Here is a 15,811-nt window from a genome sequence, read left to right as displayed (position 1 = left end):
TCCTGCTCCCAGGGTCGGGCGCGCCCGGCCACCTGCGGCCCGCGGGCTGGCGCCGTTGTTCAACGGTATGCGGCGCGAGCCGGCGGGATCCACCGCAGGAAGTTGCAAGAGACGTCGGAACGTTGCGTCTGGCCCCGGTTCGGCAGCGTTTTGTTGCGCCGGCCCGACGAGGCCGCTCCCCCCGGACACACTTCGGGGGCGGCGAACCGCCGCCCCCGAATCAGGGTGTGCCCGGCTGGTGAACCACCAGGCTGTTCGGGCTGTGCCGGTGAACCACCGGCCCGCCGGCGCATCGCCGGCGGGCCGGACAGTGCCCGCTAGAAACGATCGACAAACTGTGAGTCGAGCCACTCGCGGAACCGCGTCACCCAGTCCCCGTCGGTGGTCGGCCAGTCGAACTGCCCGGTCATCGCCAGGACGCCGAGGACCACCGCGCCGAGCCCGGCCACGATGCCCAGCAGGGCGTCCGTCGTGCCCGCGACGTGCCGCCGCCGGGTGGCCATCAGGCCGAGGACGGCGAGGACCGCCCCGGCGGCGCCGAGCCCGGTCCCGTACCCGGCCAGCGTGCCGGTGAGCACGAACAACACGCCGGCCACGCCGGTGATCAGGCCGATCGTGGCGAGCAGGCTGGCCCGCGGCTTCGGGCCGGCCACCACCGGCCGCTCCGGCCGGTCCGGCACACCGTCGCCGTCGCGGTCGGTCAGCGGGCCGCGACCCCGGTCGGCCGGGCGGTCGCCGTCGCCGGGTGCCGCCGCGGCGTCCCGGTCCAGGTCGTTGGTGCGGCCGTCGAGCGTCCGCTCCACGGCGGGATCGGCCGCGGTACGCGTACCCGGGGTCGCCCGGCCGGACCGGGTGGCCGCGCGCGCCGCGGCGGCCCGGTCCCGGGCGTCGCGGTCAGCGGCGCCGGCGTCCGTGGTGCGGGTCCGGTCCGCGTCGTCCGCACGGACGGCGGTGTCGTCGTGCGCCGGTTCCGTCCGGCGCGAAAGGGAAGGAATCTTTGCCACTTCACACCTCCTGATGGATGCGCCGGCGGCCGATGGAGCGGGTGGCGCCCGCGCGGTAACGGTGTGGAGGTACCCAGACGTCACGATCGCGACACTTTCGCCGCAGCGGGCGCGGCTGGCGGGGGACCGGCGGTCGATGGCGGCCGGTGCGATGGCGACGGGCCTGACTACGCTTGGCACCCGTGCCCGAGGGTCACTCCATCCACCGCCTCGCCGCCCGACATGCCGAGCTGTTCGCGGGCGGGAAGGTGCACGCCGCGAGCCCGCAGGGCCGCTTCGCGGAGGGCGCCGCCCGGCTGAGCGGGTCCGTCCTGGAGGCCACCGAGGCGTACGGCAAGCACCTGCTGCACCACTACGGCGGCGAGTTGACCCTGCACGTGCACCTCGGGTTGTACGGGAAGTTCACCGACGGGGCGGGTGAGCCGCCGGAGCCGATCGGCCAGGTCCGGCTGCGGCTCGTCAGCGACGCCCACTGGCTGGACCTGCGCGGGCCGACGGCGTGCGAGCTGCTCACCCCGCCCGAGGTGGCCGCACTGCGTGAGCGGCTCGGCCCGGATCCGCTGCGCGACGACGCCGACCCGCAGCGGGCGTACGCCCGGATCTCCCGTAGCCCGACTCCGCTCGCCGCGCTGCTGCTCGACCAGTCGGTGGTGGCCGGCACCGGGTTGATCTTCGTCACCGAGGCGCTGTTCCGGGCGGGCCTGCCGCCGACGCTGCCCGGCCGGCAGCTCACCCGCGACGGCTGGGAGCTGATCTGGGCCGACCTGGTCGCCCTGATGCGGCAGGCCGTCGAGCGCGGCCGGATCGACACGGTCCGCGGCGAGCACCTGCCCGAGGCGATGGGCCGGGCGGCGCGCGTCGACCGGCACGGCGGCGAGGTGTACGTCTACCGCCGCCCCGGCGCCCCCTGCCACGTCTGCGCGACCCCGATCGGCCGGGGCGGACTGGCCGGTCGCAACCTCTACTGGTGCCCCACCTGCCAGCGTTGACCCGAGGCGCGCCCGCTCGACCGGGTCAGGAGGCGTCGGCCAGCCAGCGGACGATCTCCACGTGCTGCGGGAACACCCGGCCGGCGTCGATGCTCCAGGCCAGGGTCTGCACGATCGTCCAGCCCCGTACCCGGTCGCGGTCCAGCCCCAGCCCGGCGCTGAGCCGGTCGAGCCGCCGGCGCACCGCCTCCGGTGAGTGCCCCAGCTCCCGGCCACGGACCATCGGCACCACGCTGAACTCGCGCTCGCCGGAGAGCGGCTTCGGGTCGATCACCAGCCACGGCTCGCGGGTCGCCCGCAGCACGTTGCCGGCGTGCAGATCCTGGTTGACCAGCACCTGCTCACCCTGGCTCGGTGCCAGGTCGGCGAGCAGCCCGAGCGCGGTGTCCAGCAGGCGCCGCTCGTACGGCCGCCCGGCCCGCTCCCACTTGCCGGGCAGCCGGTCCACCCAGCCGGCCGCCTCCTCGGCGAGCGGGGTGAACGGCGGGCCGGCCGGCACCCAGAGGCGGGGGAGCAGCTCGACGACGGCGTCCAGCGCCGCCTCGATCGGCAGGTCGTACAGCGGCGATCCGGGCACGCACCGCTCGATCAGCAGCGCCCGGCGGCGCGGGTCGTGCGCCAGCAGCCGTACCGTCCCGTGGCCGTCCCACCGGGCCAACGCGGTCGCCTCGTGGGCGCTGTCCGCGTCCGGATACTGGATCTTGAGTACGCCAGGGGTGCCGTCCGGCAGTTCGGCGGGCAGGGCCAGCGAGGCGAAGGCGTACGCGAAGGGCGGCCCGAGCCGCAGCGACCACCGCTCGGCGCACTCGTCGCGGAGCCCGGGCAGCGCGGCCAGCCACTCCGGCCCGCCCGGCTGGTTCCGCACCCAGCCCAGTCCCTCGGGGATCGTCACCTCGCCATCCTGCCCGTCGTCCCGCCGGGCGGCCGGACCGGGCCGAGCGTCGACAAGGGGCCCCGGCTAGGCACGGGGCGTCAAGAAGGGGCTTCCTTACCGGCCGGAGGCGGCGAGGGCGTCGACGGCCTTGCGGGCGGCGATCAGCACCGGATCCCAGACCGGCGCGAACGGCGGGGCGTAGCCGATGTCGAGCGCGGTCATGTCGTCCACGGTCATCTTGTTCCACAGGGCGACGGCCAGGGCGTCGATCCGCTTCGCCGCCTCCGACCAGCCGACGATCTGCGCGCCGAGCAGCCGGCCACTGGGCTTCTCGGCGATCAGCTTGACCGTCATCGGGCGGGCGCCGGGGAAGTAGCCGGCCCGGTTGGTGGACTCGGCGATCACCGAGACGAACTCGAAGCCGGCCGCCACCGCGTCCCGCTCGCGCAGCCCGGTACGGCCGACCTCCAGGTCGCAGACCTTGGTCACGGCGGTGCCGATCACCCCGGGGAAGGTGGCGTACCCGCCGCCGATGTTGATGCCGGCGACCCGGCCCTGCTTGTTGGCGTACGTGCCCAACGGGATGTTCACCGGCATCCCGCTGACCCGGTGCAGGCTCTCGACGCAGTCGCCGGCCGCCCACACGCCGTCCACCCCGGCCACCCGCATGCGCCGGTCCACCCGGAGCCCGCCGCTCGGCCCGATCGGCAACCCGGCCGCCTCGGCCAGCTCGACGTTGGGGCGGACGCCGAGCCCGAGGACGACCAGGTCGGCGGGGAGCGGCCCCTCCACCGTGTCCACCGCGGACACCCGGCCGTCCCGCTCGGTCAGGCCGGTCACCCGCAGGCCGGTGCGGATCTGCACCCCCAGCCCCCGCATCGCGTCGGTCACCAGCTCGGCCATGTCGGCGTCCACCGTGGACATCGGCTGTTCGGCCTGGTCGACCAGGGTGACCGTCAGGCCGCGCTGGATCAGCGCCTCGGCCATCTCGACGCCGATGTAGCCGCCGCCGACCACCACCGCCCGCCGGGGCCGCGGCTCCGCGTCCAGCCAGTCGCGCAGGGCGGCGCCGTCGTCGAGCGTCTGCACGCCGAACACGCCCCGCACGCCGGTGAGCGCCCAGTCCGGCTTCACCGGGACGGCGCCGGTCGCGTACATCAGGATGTCGAACCGCTCGCGGACCTCGCCGCCGCGCTCGAGATCCCGGGCGACCACCTCGCGCCGGCCCAGGTCGATGGTGGTGACCTCGTGCCGGAGCCGGACGTCGATCCGGAACTTGCCGCGGAACGTCGCCGGGTCGCGGGCGACGAGCTGGTCGCGCTCCGGCACGAGGCCGCTGATCCAGTACGGGATGCCGCACGCCGAGTACGAGGTGAAGTGTCCCCGGTCGAACGCGATGATCTCGAGGTCGTCCGGGCCGCGGCGGCGCCGTGCCTGGGACGCCGCCGCCATGCCGGCGGCATCGCTGCCGATGACGATCATCCGTTGCGCCACGTGCTCATCCTGTCACGGACCGATCCCGGCCACGGGTCTGCCGGGCGACGTCCTCCACCACGTCCAGCAGGTTGCCGGTGCGGGCGTGGACCGCCCGCTGCCGCGCGGCCCCGCTGCCGTGCCGGCGCAACCCGCCGAGCAGCCGGTTCACCTCGTCGAGGTCGCCGTGTCGGTCCAGCGCCGGACGCAGCCGGGCGACCAACTGGTCCAGCAGCTCCCAGGCCGGGCGCAGCTCGCCGTCGGTGGGGTCGACGCCCGCGCCCTCCAGGCCGTCGTGGGCGGCCCGCCAGTGCGCGGCGACGAGCAGGTGGTGGTCGGTGCGGATCGGCGGGCGGCCGGCGGCGATGTCGTCCATGGCGGTGGCGACCATGCCCCGGACCAGGGCGGCGACCAGCACGGCGTCGTCCACCGACGGGCAGACGTCGCCGATGCGGAGCTCCACGGTCGGGTACTTCGCGGACAGCCGGGCGTACCAGTAGAGCATCCCCTCGTCGAGCATGACGCCGCTGGCGATGAGCTGCCGGATCAGCCGCTCGTAATGCTCGTGCGACGCCAGGAACGGCGTGGGCGCCACCGACGGCCAGCGTTCCCACTCCACCGAGCGCCAGCTCGCGTAGCCGGAGTCCGCGCCACGCGCGAACGGGGAGTTGGCCGTCACCGCCTGCAGCACCGGCAGCCAGGGCCGGACGTGGTTGAGCACCTGGACACCCGTCTCGGGATCCGGGACACCGACGTGCACGTGCATGCCGTTGTTGCCGGGCCCGGGCACCAGTAGCCGGAAGCGCTCCAGCATCCGGTCGAAGCGGGGCTTGTCGACCACCGGCGGCACCGGGCCGTCGACCGGGCCGGTGCCGATCGCGAGCAGCCGTACGCCGGCCCGCTCGGCGGCGTCCGCGAGGGCGGCCCGCAGCACGCCCAGCGAGTGGCGGATCGAGCTCAGCTCCAGGCCGGGCGGGCTGCCGATCTCGATCTGGCTGGTCTGGAACTCGCGCTCCACCTGGCCGCGGAACTCGGCGGGGACCTGGTCCAGGACGAGGTCGACGGCCGGCACGGCGACCCCGGTGTGCGGGTCGACGAGCAGGAACTCCTCCTCGACGCCCACGGTGAGCAGCTCGGTCCCGTCCGCCGTGCGCTCCGGCGTCGCCACCACCTGACCGGTCATCACGAATCACCGTCCGTCTCGGCCGGTCACGGTCCGTCCGCGCCCGGGGTCGGTGCAGTCGTTACCCACCGTGCTGGCGTCCGGAAACCGGGTGCCGGCGGGTCGCCGTCCGGCCGGCGTTACAGATCGACGTTGACAACTGGGTGAACGGCACGTACAACTCCTGAGAGAGCGCTCTCTCGACCCGTCCCCGCAGAGAGGCACAACCATGCACACGCCACCCGGGGCGCCCGCCGCCCTGCCCGCACGACGCCGCACAAGACTGGCGCTGGCGCTGCTCACCGCCGTCGCCACCACCGCACTGACCGGCCTGACCGTCACCGCGAACGCCGCCGTCCCGGCACCGCCCGCCGGCTGGAGCCTGGTCTGGAGCGACGACTTCACCGGCGCGGCCGGCACCCTGCCGTCCTCGGCCAACTGGATCATCGACACCGGCACGAGCTACCCGGGCGGTCCGCCCAACTGGGGCACCGGCGAGATCCAGACGTACACCGCCAGCACCGCCAACGTCAGCCACGACGGTGCCGGCAACCTGCGGATCACCCCGCTGCGCGACGGCGCCGGGCAGTGGACCTCGGCCCGGATCGAGACCGTGCGCAGCAACTTCAAGGCGCCCTCCGGCGGGGTGCTGGCCATCGAGGGCCGGATCCAGATGCCGAACGTGACCGGCGCCCAGGCGGCCGGGTACTGGCCGGCGTTCTGGGCGCTCGGATCGCCGTACCGGGGCAACTACCAGAACTGGCCGGGCATCGGCGAGTTCGACGTGATGGAGAACGTCAACGGGCTCAACTCGGTCTGGGGCGTGCTGCACTGCGGTGTCGCACCGGGTGGCCCGTGCGACGAGTTCAACGGGATCGGCGCGTCCCGCGCCTGCCCGGGCTCCACCTGCCAGTCGGCGTTCCACACCTACCGCTTCGAGTGGGACGCGTCGACCAGCCCGCAGCAGCTGCGCTGGTACGTCGACGGGCAGCTCTACCACACGGTGAGCCAGACCCGGGTCGGCGAGCCGTACTGGTCGCAGATGACCAACCACGCCGGTTACTTCCTGCTGCTCAACGTGGCGATGGGCGGGGCGTTCCCGAACGGCGTCGCCGGAAGCGCGACCCCGACCGCCGCCACCGTGCCGGGCCGGCCCATGCTCGTCGACTACGTGGCCGTCTACAGCCGGGGCGGTGGCACCACGCCACCCACCACCCCGCCCGCGCCGACCACCCCGCCTCCGACGACGCCGCCGCCCGGCGGGGTGCGCGACGCGTACGCGACGATCCAGGCCGAGTCGTTCAACGCCCAGAACGGCGTGAACACCGAGGCGTGCTCCGAGGGCGGGCAGAACATCGGTTGGCTGCGCGACGGCGACTGGGCGCGCTACGACAACGTCGAGTTCGGCACCACCCCGCCGCGCGACTTCGTCGCCCGGGTCGCCTCCGGTGCGGGCAGCGGCGTGAGCGGTCTGGTCGAGGTGCGGCTGGACAGCCCGACCAGCCCGCCGATCGGCAGCTTCGCCATCGGCAACACCGGTGGCTGGCAGAGCTGGCGTTCGGTGCCCGGCAACGTCGCCGGCCCCACCGGCCGCCGGACGGTCTACCTGACCTTCAGCAGCGGCCAGCCGAACGACTTCGTCAACGTCAACTGGTTCACCTTCCGTCGCTGAGGTGTAGGGGAGGGCCCCTTGTCGACGCGCCTCGCGTTGGCGAAGGGGCCCTTCTCAACGCCCACCCCACCACTGGACAGCAACAGTTAACAGTCTTAATAATAAGCGCCAACGTAGACGTCCGTGGATGCCTGTCCGGGTGTGGAGGGTCGCATGAAGCGTTCCAGATCCCTAGTCCTGTCCCTGATCACCGTGTTGACCGCCGCCCTCGGCGCGGCCTGGGTGGCGATGCCGGCGTACGCGGCCGGCCCGACCGCGACCTTCGTCAAGACCTCCGACTGGGGCAGCGGGTGGGAGGGGAAGTACACGATCAGCAACGGGGGTGCCAGCACGATCAACGGCTGGACCCTGACGTTCGAGCTGCCGGCCGGCACCTCGGTCGGCACCTACTGGGACGCGCTGCTCACCTCGTCCGGCCAGCGGTACACGTTCACCAACCGGTCGTGGAACGGCACCATCGCGCCGGGTGCCTCGGTCTCCTTCGGGTTCATCGGCAGCGGGCCCGGCTCGCCGGCCAACTGCCAGCTCAACGGCGCGTCCTGCGGCGGCGGGACGCCACCCACCACGGCGCCGCCGACGACCGCCCCGCCGACGACCGCACCGCCCACCACCGCGCCCCCGACCACCGCACCGCCCACCACCCCGCCTCCGGTGACCGGCCTGCCGAAGCACATCCTCACCGGGTACTGGCACAACTTCGACAACCCGGCGGTCGAGCTTCGCCTGCGGGACGTGCCCGCCGAGTACGACGTGGTGGCGGTCGCCTTCGCCGAGGCGACGGCGACCCCCGGCGCGGTGACCTTCGCCGTCGACCCCGGGCTCTCCGCCGCGCTGGGCGGCTACACCGACGCCGACTTCGCCGCCGACGTCCGCACCCTGCAGGGCCGCGGCAAGAAGGTCATCATCTCGGTCGGCGGCGAGACCGGCCGGGTCGCCGTCAACAGCGCGGCCTCCGCGGTGGCCTTCAGCGACTCGGTGTACGCGCTCATCCAGCGGTACGGCTTCGACGGCGTCGACATCGACCTGGAGAACGGCCTCAACCCGACATACATGGGGCAGGCCCTGCGGTCGCTGCGGGCCAAGGTCGGCTCCCGGCTGATCATCGCGATGGCGCCGCAGACCATCGACATGCAGAACCCCGCCGGCAGCTACTTCAAGCTGGCGCTGGACATCAAGGACATCCTCACCGTGGTGAACACCCAGTTCTACAACTCCGGCTCGATGCTCGGCTGCGACAACAACGCCGCGTACAGCCAGGGCACGGTGAACTTCATCGTCGCGCTCGCCTGCATCCAGTTGGAGGCGGGGCTGCGGCCGGACCAGGTCGGGCTCGGCCTGCCCGCCGGTCCCGGGGCCGCTGGCGGCGGGATCGTCGCGCCCAGCGTGGTCAACGCCGCGCTGGACTGCCTGACCCGGGGCGCCAACTGCGGCAGCTTCCGGCCGCCGCGCACCTACCCGGGCCTGCGTGGCGCGATGACCTGGTCGGTCAACTGGGACGTGACCAACGGCAACAACTTCGCCCGTACCGTCGGCCCGCACCTGGACACGCTGCCCTGACCGGACGGCGCCGGGCCGCGTACCCCTTGGTGCGCGGCCCGGTCAGCGGCCGGCGCCCACCGACTCCCGGTCGCGGCGGGCGCGCCGCCGGCGGACCTTCTTCGCCACCCAGCCCACGATCAGGATCGCGAAGACGGCGTAGATCGCGTAGTTGAACCAGTCGCTGTACCGGTCGACGTCCTCCCAGCGCGCGCCGAGCGTGTACCCGAGCCCGACGATCAGCGCGTTCCAGACGCCGCTGCCCAGCGTGGTGAAGGCGATGAACTCGACCAGCGGCATCCGGTTCGCGCCGGCGGGGACGGAGACCAGGCTGCGGACCACCGGCACCAGGCGGCCGAAGAGCACCGCCCACCGGCCGTGCCGCTCGAACCAGCGGTCCGCCCGCTCCAGATCGTCGAGGTCCACCAGGGGGAGCCGGTCCAGCCACCGTTTCAACCGGTCCTCGCCGAGGACCGCGCCGACCCAGTAGAGCGCCAGGGCGCCCGCCAGCGAGCCGACCGTCGCCGCGACGACGATCAGGACGACGTTGAACCGGCCCTCGCCGGCGAGGTAGCCCGCCATCGCGAGGACGATCTCGCTGGGAATGGGCGGGATGATGCTCTCCAGCGCGACCAGCAGCGCCACCCCGGCCGCGCCGAGCGAGTCGATGACGCCGGCCACCCACCCGGTGAATCCCCCGAACTGCTGCGGGTCGACGTTCTGCGCAAGTGCCATCGCGATCCTTCCGCTGCCGGACGGGGGATCGAAGTGAGGTACCCCGCAGGGCACCGGTTACACGTGACCTCAGTGCAGCGTGCTGTCGGCCGGCCCGCGTCGCCAACCGGTGAACCGGACCCGCAGGCCGCCGCGGGTGGGGGAACAGCAGTACGGCCCGGCCGCCGCCACCGCGTCCGGCGGAAGCGGGGCGAGCCGGACCAGCCGCCACGGGTCGTCCCCGGCGCGGGCCCGGACGGTCAGCGCGTCCCCGGCCCGGCTGGCCCGGACCGTCACGTCCCGGCCGGCCCACTCCGGCACCGGCGCGACCGACCAGTCGGAGACCTCGCGGGTCACCACCGCGCCGACCTGCGGGTGGCCGTCGCTGACCTCGACACCGGCCTTGACCCAGGTGCGCTCGTCCACCCGGACCAGCACGCCCGCCTGGTCGAACTGCCCGGCGTAGTCCAGCCGGAAGGTGACCTCGACGGCGCTGCCGGCGGGGAAGGGCGCGAGCAGGGCCGGGGCGTCGTCGTGCACGAAGCCGTACGACGTGTGCCGCCACAGGTCGCTGCCCTCGGCGGGCTCCACCATCAGCTCGCCGCCGGACCCCTCCTCGACGTGGACGGGTGGGTGCAGCCAGGTGCCGGCGGACCAGGCCACTCGCTCGCTCATGCGACGCACCGTACCGTTCGCGTTTGGCGCGCGGCGACACCGGAGACATATCCGGGGCATGCGGGACCGCTGGTACTCCGAGGCCGTCGTCTACTGCCTCGACATCGACACGTTCGTGGACTCCGACGGCGACGGCGTCGGGGACATCCAGGGTCTGCTCGGCCGGCTCGACTACCTGGCCCGGCTGGGCGTGACCTGCCTCTGGCTGCACCCGATCCACCCGTCGCCCAACCGGGACGACGGGTACGACGCGACCGACTTCTACAATGTGGACCCGCGCTTCGGGACGCTCGGCGACTTCGCGGAACTGCTGCACCAGGCCCGCAACCGGGGCATCCGGGTGATCATCGACCTGGTCGTGAACCACACGTCGGACGAACACCCCTGGTTCGTCTCCGCCCGGTCCGCTCCGGACTCGCCGTACCGCGACTGGTACGTCTGGTCCGAGCACGAGCCGGACGACCGCTACCAGGGCATGGTGTTCCCCGGCGAGCAGCACGAGACGTGGACGTACGACCGCACCGCGAAGGCCTGGTACTACCACCGCTTCTACAAGTTCCAGCCGGACCTCAACATGCGTAACCCCGAGGTGCGGGCCGAGATCAAGAAGATCATGTCGTTCTGGCTCCAGCTCGGCGTCGCCGGCTTCCGGATGGACGCGGTGCCGTTCATCATCGAGGAGACCGAGCCGGGCAACCCGAACTCGCCCAAGGACTTCGAGTTCCTCACCGAGCTGCGGCAGCACGTCCAGTGGCGGCGGGGGGACGGGGTCCTGCTCGCCGAGGCCAATGTGGAGCCGGACCAGCTGCCGCAGTTCTTCGGCGACAGCGGCGGGTCGGGCAACCGGCTGCACATGCTCTTCGACTTCATGCTGAACGGCAGGCTGATGCTCGCCCTGGCGCGGCGGGACCCGGAGCCGGTGATCGAGGCGCTGCGCGACACCCCGGTGCTGCCGACCGGCGGGCAGTGGGCCACCTTCCTGCGCAACCACGACGAGATCGACCTGTCCCGGCTCACCGCCGAACAGCGCAACGAGGTGTACGCGCAGTTCGGCCCCGAGGAGCACATGCGGATCTACGACCGGGGCATCCGCCGCCGGCTCGCCCCGATGCTCGGCAACGACCGGCGCCGCATCGAGCTGGCGTACTCGCTCCAGTTCTCGCTGCGCGGCACGCCGGTGCTGCGCTACGGCGAGGAGATCGGCATGGGCGAGGACCTGTCGCTGCCCGGCCGGCATGCGATCCGTACCCCGATGCAGTGGTCGTACGGCCCGAACGCCGGCTTCTCCACCGCGGACCCGGAGAAGCTGGTCCGGCCGGTGATAGACAAGGGTGAGTACGGGTACGACCGGGTCAACGTCACCGCGCAGCGGCGCGACTCCGGGTCGCTGCTGGCCTGGTTCGAGCGCATGATCCGTACGCTGCGTGAGTCACCCGAGGTCGGCTCCGGCTCGACCACCCACATCGACGTCGCCACGCCGCCCGGGGTGCTGGCGCACCGGGCCGACGGACCGACCGGCACCATGGTCTTCCTGCACAACCTCGGTACCGAGGACGCCGAGGTGGACCTGAGCCATCTCGGGCCGGAGGCCGACCAGCCGATCGACGTGCTGGCCGACCGGAACTACGAGCCGGTGGGCAAGCTGGACCGGCTCCGGCTGGCCGGCCACGGCTACCGCTGGATCCGCCTGTGCCGGGGCCGCACGTACTAGAGGTGCCGCCGTACCCCTGGGTTAAGCTCCTTCGATCGAGCGAAGTTACCGGGAGGTAGGCATGTCGGAGGAGCAGCGGGTCGCCATCGTGACCGGTGCGGCGCGGGGCATCGGGGCGGCCACCGCGAAGCGTCTGGCCGCCGACGGGCTGGCCGTGGCCGTGGTGGACATCGAGGAGGCCGCGACCAAGGAGACCGTCGACGCGATCGCCGCCGCCGGCGGCCGGGCACTCGGCGTGGGCGCCGACGTCGCCGACCGGGCCCAGGTGGAGGCGGCCGTCGAGCGGGTCGCCGCCGAGCTGGGCGCGCCGACCGTGCTGGTCAACAACGCCGGCGTCCTCCGCGACAACCTGCTGTTCAAGATGACCGACGCCGACTGGGACACGGTCCTGGGGGTGCACCTGCGCGGCGCGTTCCTGTTCAGCCAGGCGGCCCAGAAGCACATGGTCGAGCGGAAGTGGGGCCGGATCGTCAACCTGTCCAGCACCTCCGCGCTCGGTAACCGGGGCCAGGCGAACTACTCGGCCGCCAAGGCCGGGCTGCAGGGCTTCACCAAGACCCTCGCCATCGAGCTGGGCCCGTTCGGGGTCACCGTCAACGCGGTCGCCCCGGGCTTCATCGTCACGGACATGACGGCCGCGACCGCCGCCCGGATGAAGATCGACTTCGAGGCGCTGCAGAAGCACGCCGAGTCGGAGATCCCGGTCCGCCGGGTCGGCCGCCCCGAGGACGTCGCACACACCATCTCGTTCCTGGCCAGCGAGGGCGCCTCATTCGTCTCCGGCCAGGTCATCTACGTGGCGGGTGGCCCGAAGGACTGACCGCGCCGGGCCCCGGAAATGGCCACTCTTCCCCGGAAAGAGTGGCCGTTTCCGCGCTTCGCGGGCCGTGCGCGAGGGCCGGAACGCGGCGCGGGTGGCAGGGGTGTCAGCGCGCGGGGTCGGTGCGGGTGCGCCAGAGCCAGAACAGGCCGAGCACCGGCAGCACCAGCGGGATATAGCCGTAACCGCTGCCGAACTCCGACCAGACCGTCTCGTCGGGGAAGAGGTCCGGTCGGGCCAGGCTGAACGCGCCGACCCCGACCACGCCCACCAACTCGACGGTGCAGCAGGCCAGCGCGACCCGCCGGCCGGCGTGCCCGGCCCGGGCCAGGCCGACCGCCGCCACGATGTAGATGGCGGCGGCCAGCGCCGAGAGCAGGTACGCCATCGGCGCCCGGTCGAACTTCGTGGCGATCTGGAGCCCGGCCCGGCTGGTCGCCGCGATCGCGAACAGCAGGTACACCGCGATCAGCAGGCGACCCGGGCCGGCGTTGGTCCGCTTCCGCTCGGGCGCTCGCACGTCAGCCACCGAGCACCTCCCAGGTCTGCTGCAGCCGGACCACCACCACCGGGGTGACCAGGCAGACCGCGCACACGATGGCCGACCCCCACCGGGTGGGCTCCATGCGGGCCAGCACCCAGGCCAGCGGCGGCAGGCTGACCACGGTGGCCAGGTAGCCGAAGAAGGCACCCGGCTCGCCCGGCCGCTCCCCGCCAGCCAGGGCGACCAGGGCGACCGCGGCGAGCACCAGCAGGGCCACCTCCAGCACGGCGAGCCCGGCGTACTGCACCCGGTCCGGCGCGCGGTGCCGCAGCGTCGCCACCAGGGCCCACACCGCGACGAGGAGCGACAGCACGATCGGGACGGTCGCGAGGAGCCCGTCCACCGGGGAGTCGGCCGCGGCCGCGCTGGTCACTTCGGTCACCGGGACACTCTACTAATCCCTGTAGTACACCCGTGTCGGCGGTCTCGCCCGGGATGTCGCGCGCGGCCGGTGGAACGGCCGGCTAGCGTGACCGGGGGACCGCGGGCGTGCCGCGGCGACGACGGCTTGGGGGTTCTCGTGGTGCGGTTCGGGTTGTTCGGCACCGGGCACTGGGCGGGCGAGACGCACGGCGCGGGGCTGGCCGCCCATCCCCGCACCACCCTCGCCGGCGTCTGGGGACGGGACCCGGCCAAGGCCGCCGCTCTCGCCCAGCGGTACGGAGTTCCGGCGTTCGACGATGTCGACGCGCTCATCGAGGCGTGCGACGCCGTGGCGATCGCCCTCCCGCCGGACGTGCAGGCCGAGATCGCGACCCGGGCCGCCACCGCCGGGCGGCACCTGTTGCTCGACAAGCCGCTCGCGCTGACGCTCGCCGACGCCGACCGGGTGGTGGCGGCGGCACAGGCCTCCGGGGCCGCGTCGGTCGTCTTCTTCACCCAGCGGTACCACCCGAACCTCACGACGTTCCTCGCCGCCACCGCCGCCGACGGCGGCTGGCAGCACTGCAACGCCACCTTCTTCGCCTCGATCTACCAGCCCGGCAACCCGTACGCGGGGTCCGCCTGGCGGCGGGAGCACGGCGCGCTCTGGGACGTCGGCCCGCACGCCCTGTCGATCATCCTGCCGGTGCTCGGCCGGGTGACCCGGGTCGCCGCGATGACCGGTCCGCGTGGCCTCGTGCACCTGCTCCTGAGTCACGACGGCGGCGCGACCAGCAGCGTCTCGCTCACCCTGGACGCGCCCGGCGAGGCGGTCACCCGCGACGTCGTCTTCTACGGCGACAGCGGCATCGAGACCGCACCGCTCGGCAAGGGCACCGTCGCGGACGCCTACGGGACGGCGCTCGACCAGTTGCTGGAGGAGATCGAGTCGGGCACCCGGGACCACCGCCTCGACGTCCGCTTCGGCCGCGAGGTGGTGGCCGTCCTCGCGGCGGCCGAGACCGCCCGGACCGAGTCCCGCACCGTCGACCTCCCCACCTGACCCACCCCACCCCACCCCACCCCCACCCCACCCCACCCCACCCCCACCCACGCCCGCGTTGATCAAGAGGTTTTCGTCGGAAAGCCACGGATTCCCTGACCAGAACCTCTTGATCAAGATTGTGTGGGCCCAGCCGAAATCGGTGGAGCGGGGGAGTTCGCGGGCGTTAGGGTGCCGGGCATGTCTGCGCACGCTCTGATCGAGGGGGCCGCTTCGCCGGCCGCCTTCGGGCCCCTGCTGGTGGCCCGCCCGCGCGTCCGGCGTCCGGCCCTGGCCGGCGCGCCCCGCGACTGACCCACCCGCGCACCGCGCGCCCGCGCCCAGGGCCGTCCGAGTCCCGATCCACTCGGACAGGCCCGAACTTCCGGCCGCCTGTCCATCGCGTCGCCGCACGGCGACAGACAGGACGACGACCCGTGGCGCCCCGCCGTACCCGAGCAACCGAACGTGACCGGTCCCGTCGCATACTCTCCCAGAACTTCCTCGCCGACCCGGCCGCCGTCGACCGGCTGGTCCGGGCGGCCCGCCCCGATCCGCACGGCCTCCTGCTGGAGGTCGGCGCCGGGCGCGGCCAACTGACCCGCCCGCTCGCCGCCCGCTGCCGCCGCCTCGTCGCGTACGAGGTGGACCCGGTCGCCGCGACCGAGCTGGCCCGGGTCTGCGCGGACCTGCCCGCGGTGACCTGGCGGCGGGCCGACTTCCTGGCCGCCGAGCCGCCCCGGACGCCGTTCGAGGTGGTCGGCAACATCCCCTGGTCACTGACCTCCGCCGTGGTGCGCTGGTGCCTGTCCGCGCCGGCCCTGCGGGCGGCGACCCTGCTGACCCAACTCGAGTACGCCCGCCGGCGCAGCGGCGACTACGGGCGGTGGACGCGGCTGACCGTGCTGACCTGGCCGGAGTTCAGCTGGCGGCTCGCCGGGCGGGTGCCGCGCGGCGCGTTCCGGCCGGTGCCCCGGGTCGACGCCGGCATCCTGCGCGTCGAGCGCCGGGCGGAGCCGCTGCTACCGGCGGCGGCGCTGCCCGCGTACCGCCGGATGGTGGAGCTGGGCTTCGACGGCGCCGGCGGCTCCCTCGCGGCGTCGCTGGGCCGGCGCCATCCGCGGGCGCGCGTGGCGGCGGCCCTGCGCGCGACCCGGCTCGACCCGGCCACGCCGGTCGGGTACGTGTGGCCCGAGCAGTGGCTGACCCTCTTCCGGCTGCTGCGGACGTGA

The 15,811-nt window shown here is 73.5% G+C and carries 15 protein-coding genes; 7 read left to right on the top strand and 8 right to left on the bottom strand.

The features are described 5' to 3' along the window. Positions 1-317: 317 nt before the first annotated feature. A complete protein-coding gene (locus EV376_RS00435; RefSeq protein WP_486482479.1) occupies positions 318-1,004 on the bottom strand; it encodes a thrombospondin in 687 nt (228 codons plus the stop codon). Between the two features lie 182 nt (positions 1,005-1,186). Here EV376_RS00435 and EV376_RS00430 point away from each other — a divergent pair, with 182 nt between their 5' ends. Further along, positions 1,187-1,993, top strand: coding sequence for a DNA-formamidopyrimidine glycosylase family protein (locus EV376_RS00430; RefSeq protein ID WP_130320186.1), 807 nt, complete (start codon positions 1,187-1,189; stop codon positions 1,991-1,993). A 25-nt stretch (positions 1,994-2,018) separates the two neighbouring features. Here the strand turns inward: EV376_RS00430 and EV376_RS00425 are convergent, their stop codons facing one another. The 3 genes from EV376_RS00425 to EV376_RS00415 form a co-directional block, all read right to left on the bottom strand. Continuing rightward, positions 2,019-2,885 carry an aminoglycoside phosphotransferase family protein gene (locus tag EV376_RS00425; RefSeq protein ID WP_130320185.1) on the bottom strand — a complete coding sequence of 289 codons (867 nt, stop codon included), beginning with the start codon at positions 2,883-2,885 and terminating at the stop codon, positions 2,019-2,021. A 96-nt stretch (positions 2,886-2,981) separates the two neighbouring features. Continuing rightward, positions 2,982-4,361, bottom strand: a complete 1,380-nt coding sequence (locus tag EV376_RS00420; protein ID WP_130320184.1) for an FAD-dependent oxidoreductase — start codon at positions 4,359-4,361, stop codon at positions 2,982-2,984. A 4-nt stretch (positions 4,362-4,365) separates the two neighbouring features. Beyond that, complete coding sequence (locus EV376_RS00415; RefSeq protein ID WP_130320183.1) at positions 4,366-5,523, bottom strand: glutamate--cysteine ligase; 1,158 nt, start codon at positions 5,521-5,523, stop codon at positions 4,366-4,368. A gap of 208 nt (positions 5,524-5,731) precedes the next feature. On the opposite strand from EV376_RS00415, the gene EV376_RS00410 reads away from it, so the two are divergent. Then, a complete protein-coding gene (locus EV376_RS00410) occupies positions 5,732-7,174 on the top strand; it encodes a carbohydrate-binding protein (protein ID WP_130320182.1) in 1,443 nt (480 codons plus the stop codon). A 153-nt stretch (positions 7,175-7,327) separates the two neighbouring features. Beyond that, positions 7,328-8,731 carry a cellulose binding domain-containing protein gene (locus EV376_RS00405; RefSeq protein ID WP_130320181.1) on the top strand — a complete coding sequence of 468 codons (1,404 nt, stop codon included), beginning with the start codon at positions 7,328-7,330 and terminating at the stop codon, positions 8,729-8,731. Between the two features lie 42 nt (positions 8,732-8,773). Here EV376_RS00405 and EV376_RS00400 read toward each other — a convergent pair whose 3' ends face one another. Together EV376_RS00400 and EV376_RS00395 are read right to left on the bottom strand one after the other, a co-directional pair. Beyond that, positions 8,774-9,445, bottom strand: a complete 672-nt coding sequence (locus EV376_RS00400) for a DedA family protein (RefSeq protein WP_130320180.1) — start codon at positions 9,443-9,445, stop codon at positions 8,774-8,776. A 69-nt stretch (positions 9,446-9,514) separates the two neighbouring features. Further along, on the bottom strand, positions 9,515-10,099 hold the full coding sequence (locus tag EV376_RS00395; RefSeq protein ID WP_130320179.1) for a DUF1349 domain-containing protein: 585 nt from the start codon (positions 10,097-10,099) through the stop codon (positions 9,515-9,517). Between the two features lie 58 nt (positions 10,100-10,157). Between EV376_RS00395 and EV376_RS00390 the strand changes: the two genes are divergently transcribed. Both EV376_RS00390 and fabG read left to right on the top strand, forming a co-directional pair. After that, positions 10,158-11,810, top strand: coding sequence for an alpha-amylase family protein (locus EV376_RS00390; protein ID WP_130320178.1), 1,653 nt, complete (start codon positions 10,158-10,160; stop codon positions 11,808-11,810). A gap of 61 nt (positions 11,811-11,871) precedes the next feature. Further along, positions 11,872-12,630: a 3-oxoacyl-ACP reductase FabG gene (fabG, locus tag EV376_RS00385; protein WP_130320177.1), complete on the top strand. Its 759-nt coding sequence runs from the start codon at positions 11,872-11,874 to the stop codon at positions 12,628-12,630. Positions 12,631-12,736: 106 nt separating this feature from the next. Here fabG and EV376_RS00380 read toward each other — a convergent pair whose 3' ends face one another. Both EV376_RS00380 and EV376_RS00375 read right to left on the bottom strand, forming a co-directional pair. Next, positions 12,737-13,159 carry a hypothetical protein gene (locus EV376_RS00380; protein WP_130320176.1) on the bottom strand — a complete coding sequence of 141 codons (423 nt, stop codon included), beginning with the start codon at positions 13,157-13,159 and terminating at the stop codon, positions 12,737-12,739. Beyond that, entirely contained in the window at positions 13,152-13,556 is a 405-nt protein-coding gene (locus tag EV376_RS00375; RefSeq protein WP_130320175.1) for a hypothetical protein, read from the bottom strand. The genes EV376_RS00380 and EV376_RS00375 overlap by 8 nt, the downstream gene beginning before the upstream one ends. A gap of 138 nt (positions 13,557-13,694) precedes the next feature. Between EV376_RS00375 and EV376_RS00370 the strand changes: the two genes are divergently transcribed. Then, entirely contained in the window at positions 13,695-14,600 is a 906-nt protein-coding gene (locus EV376_RS00370; RefSeq protein ID WP_130328468.1) for a Gfo/Idh/MocA family protein, read from the top strand. A 416-nt stretch (positions 14,601-15,016) separates the two neighbouring features. Then, complete coding sequence (gene erm / locus EV376_RS00365) at positions 15,017-15,811, top strand: ErmE/ErmH/ErmO/ErmR family 23S rRNA (adenine(2058)-N(6))-methyltransferase (protein ID WP_130320174.1); 795 nt, start codon at positions 15,017-15,019, stop codon at positions 15,809-15,811.

The sequence above is a fragment of the Micromonospora sp. CNZ295 genome, assembly GCF_004217535.1.
Note: the sequence above shows the minus strand (reverse complement) of the source record. Positions and strands in the feature narration are given on the sequence as shown.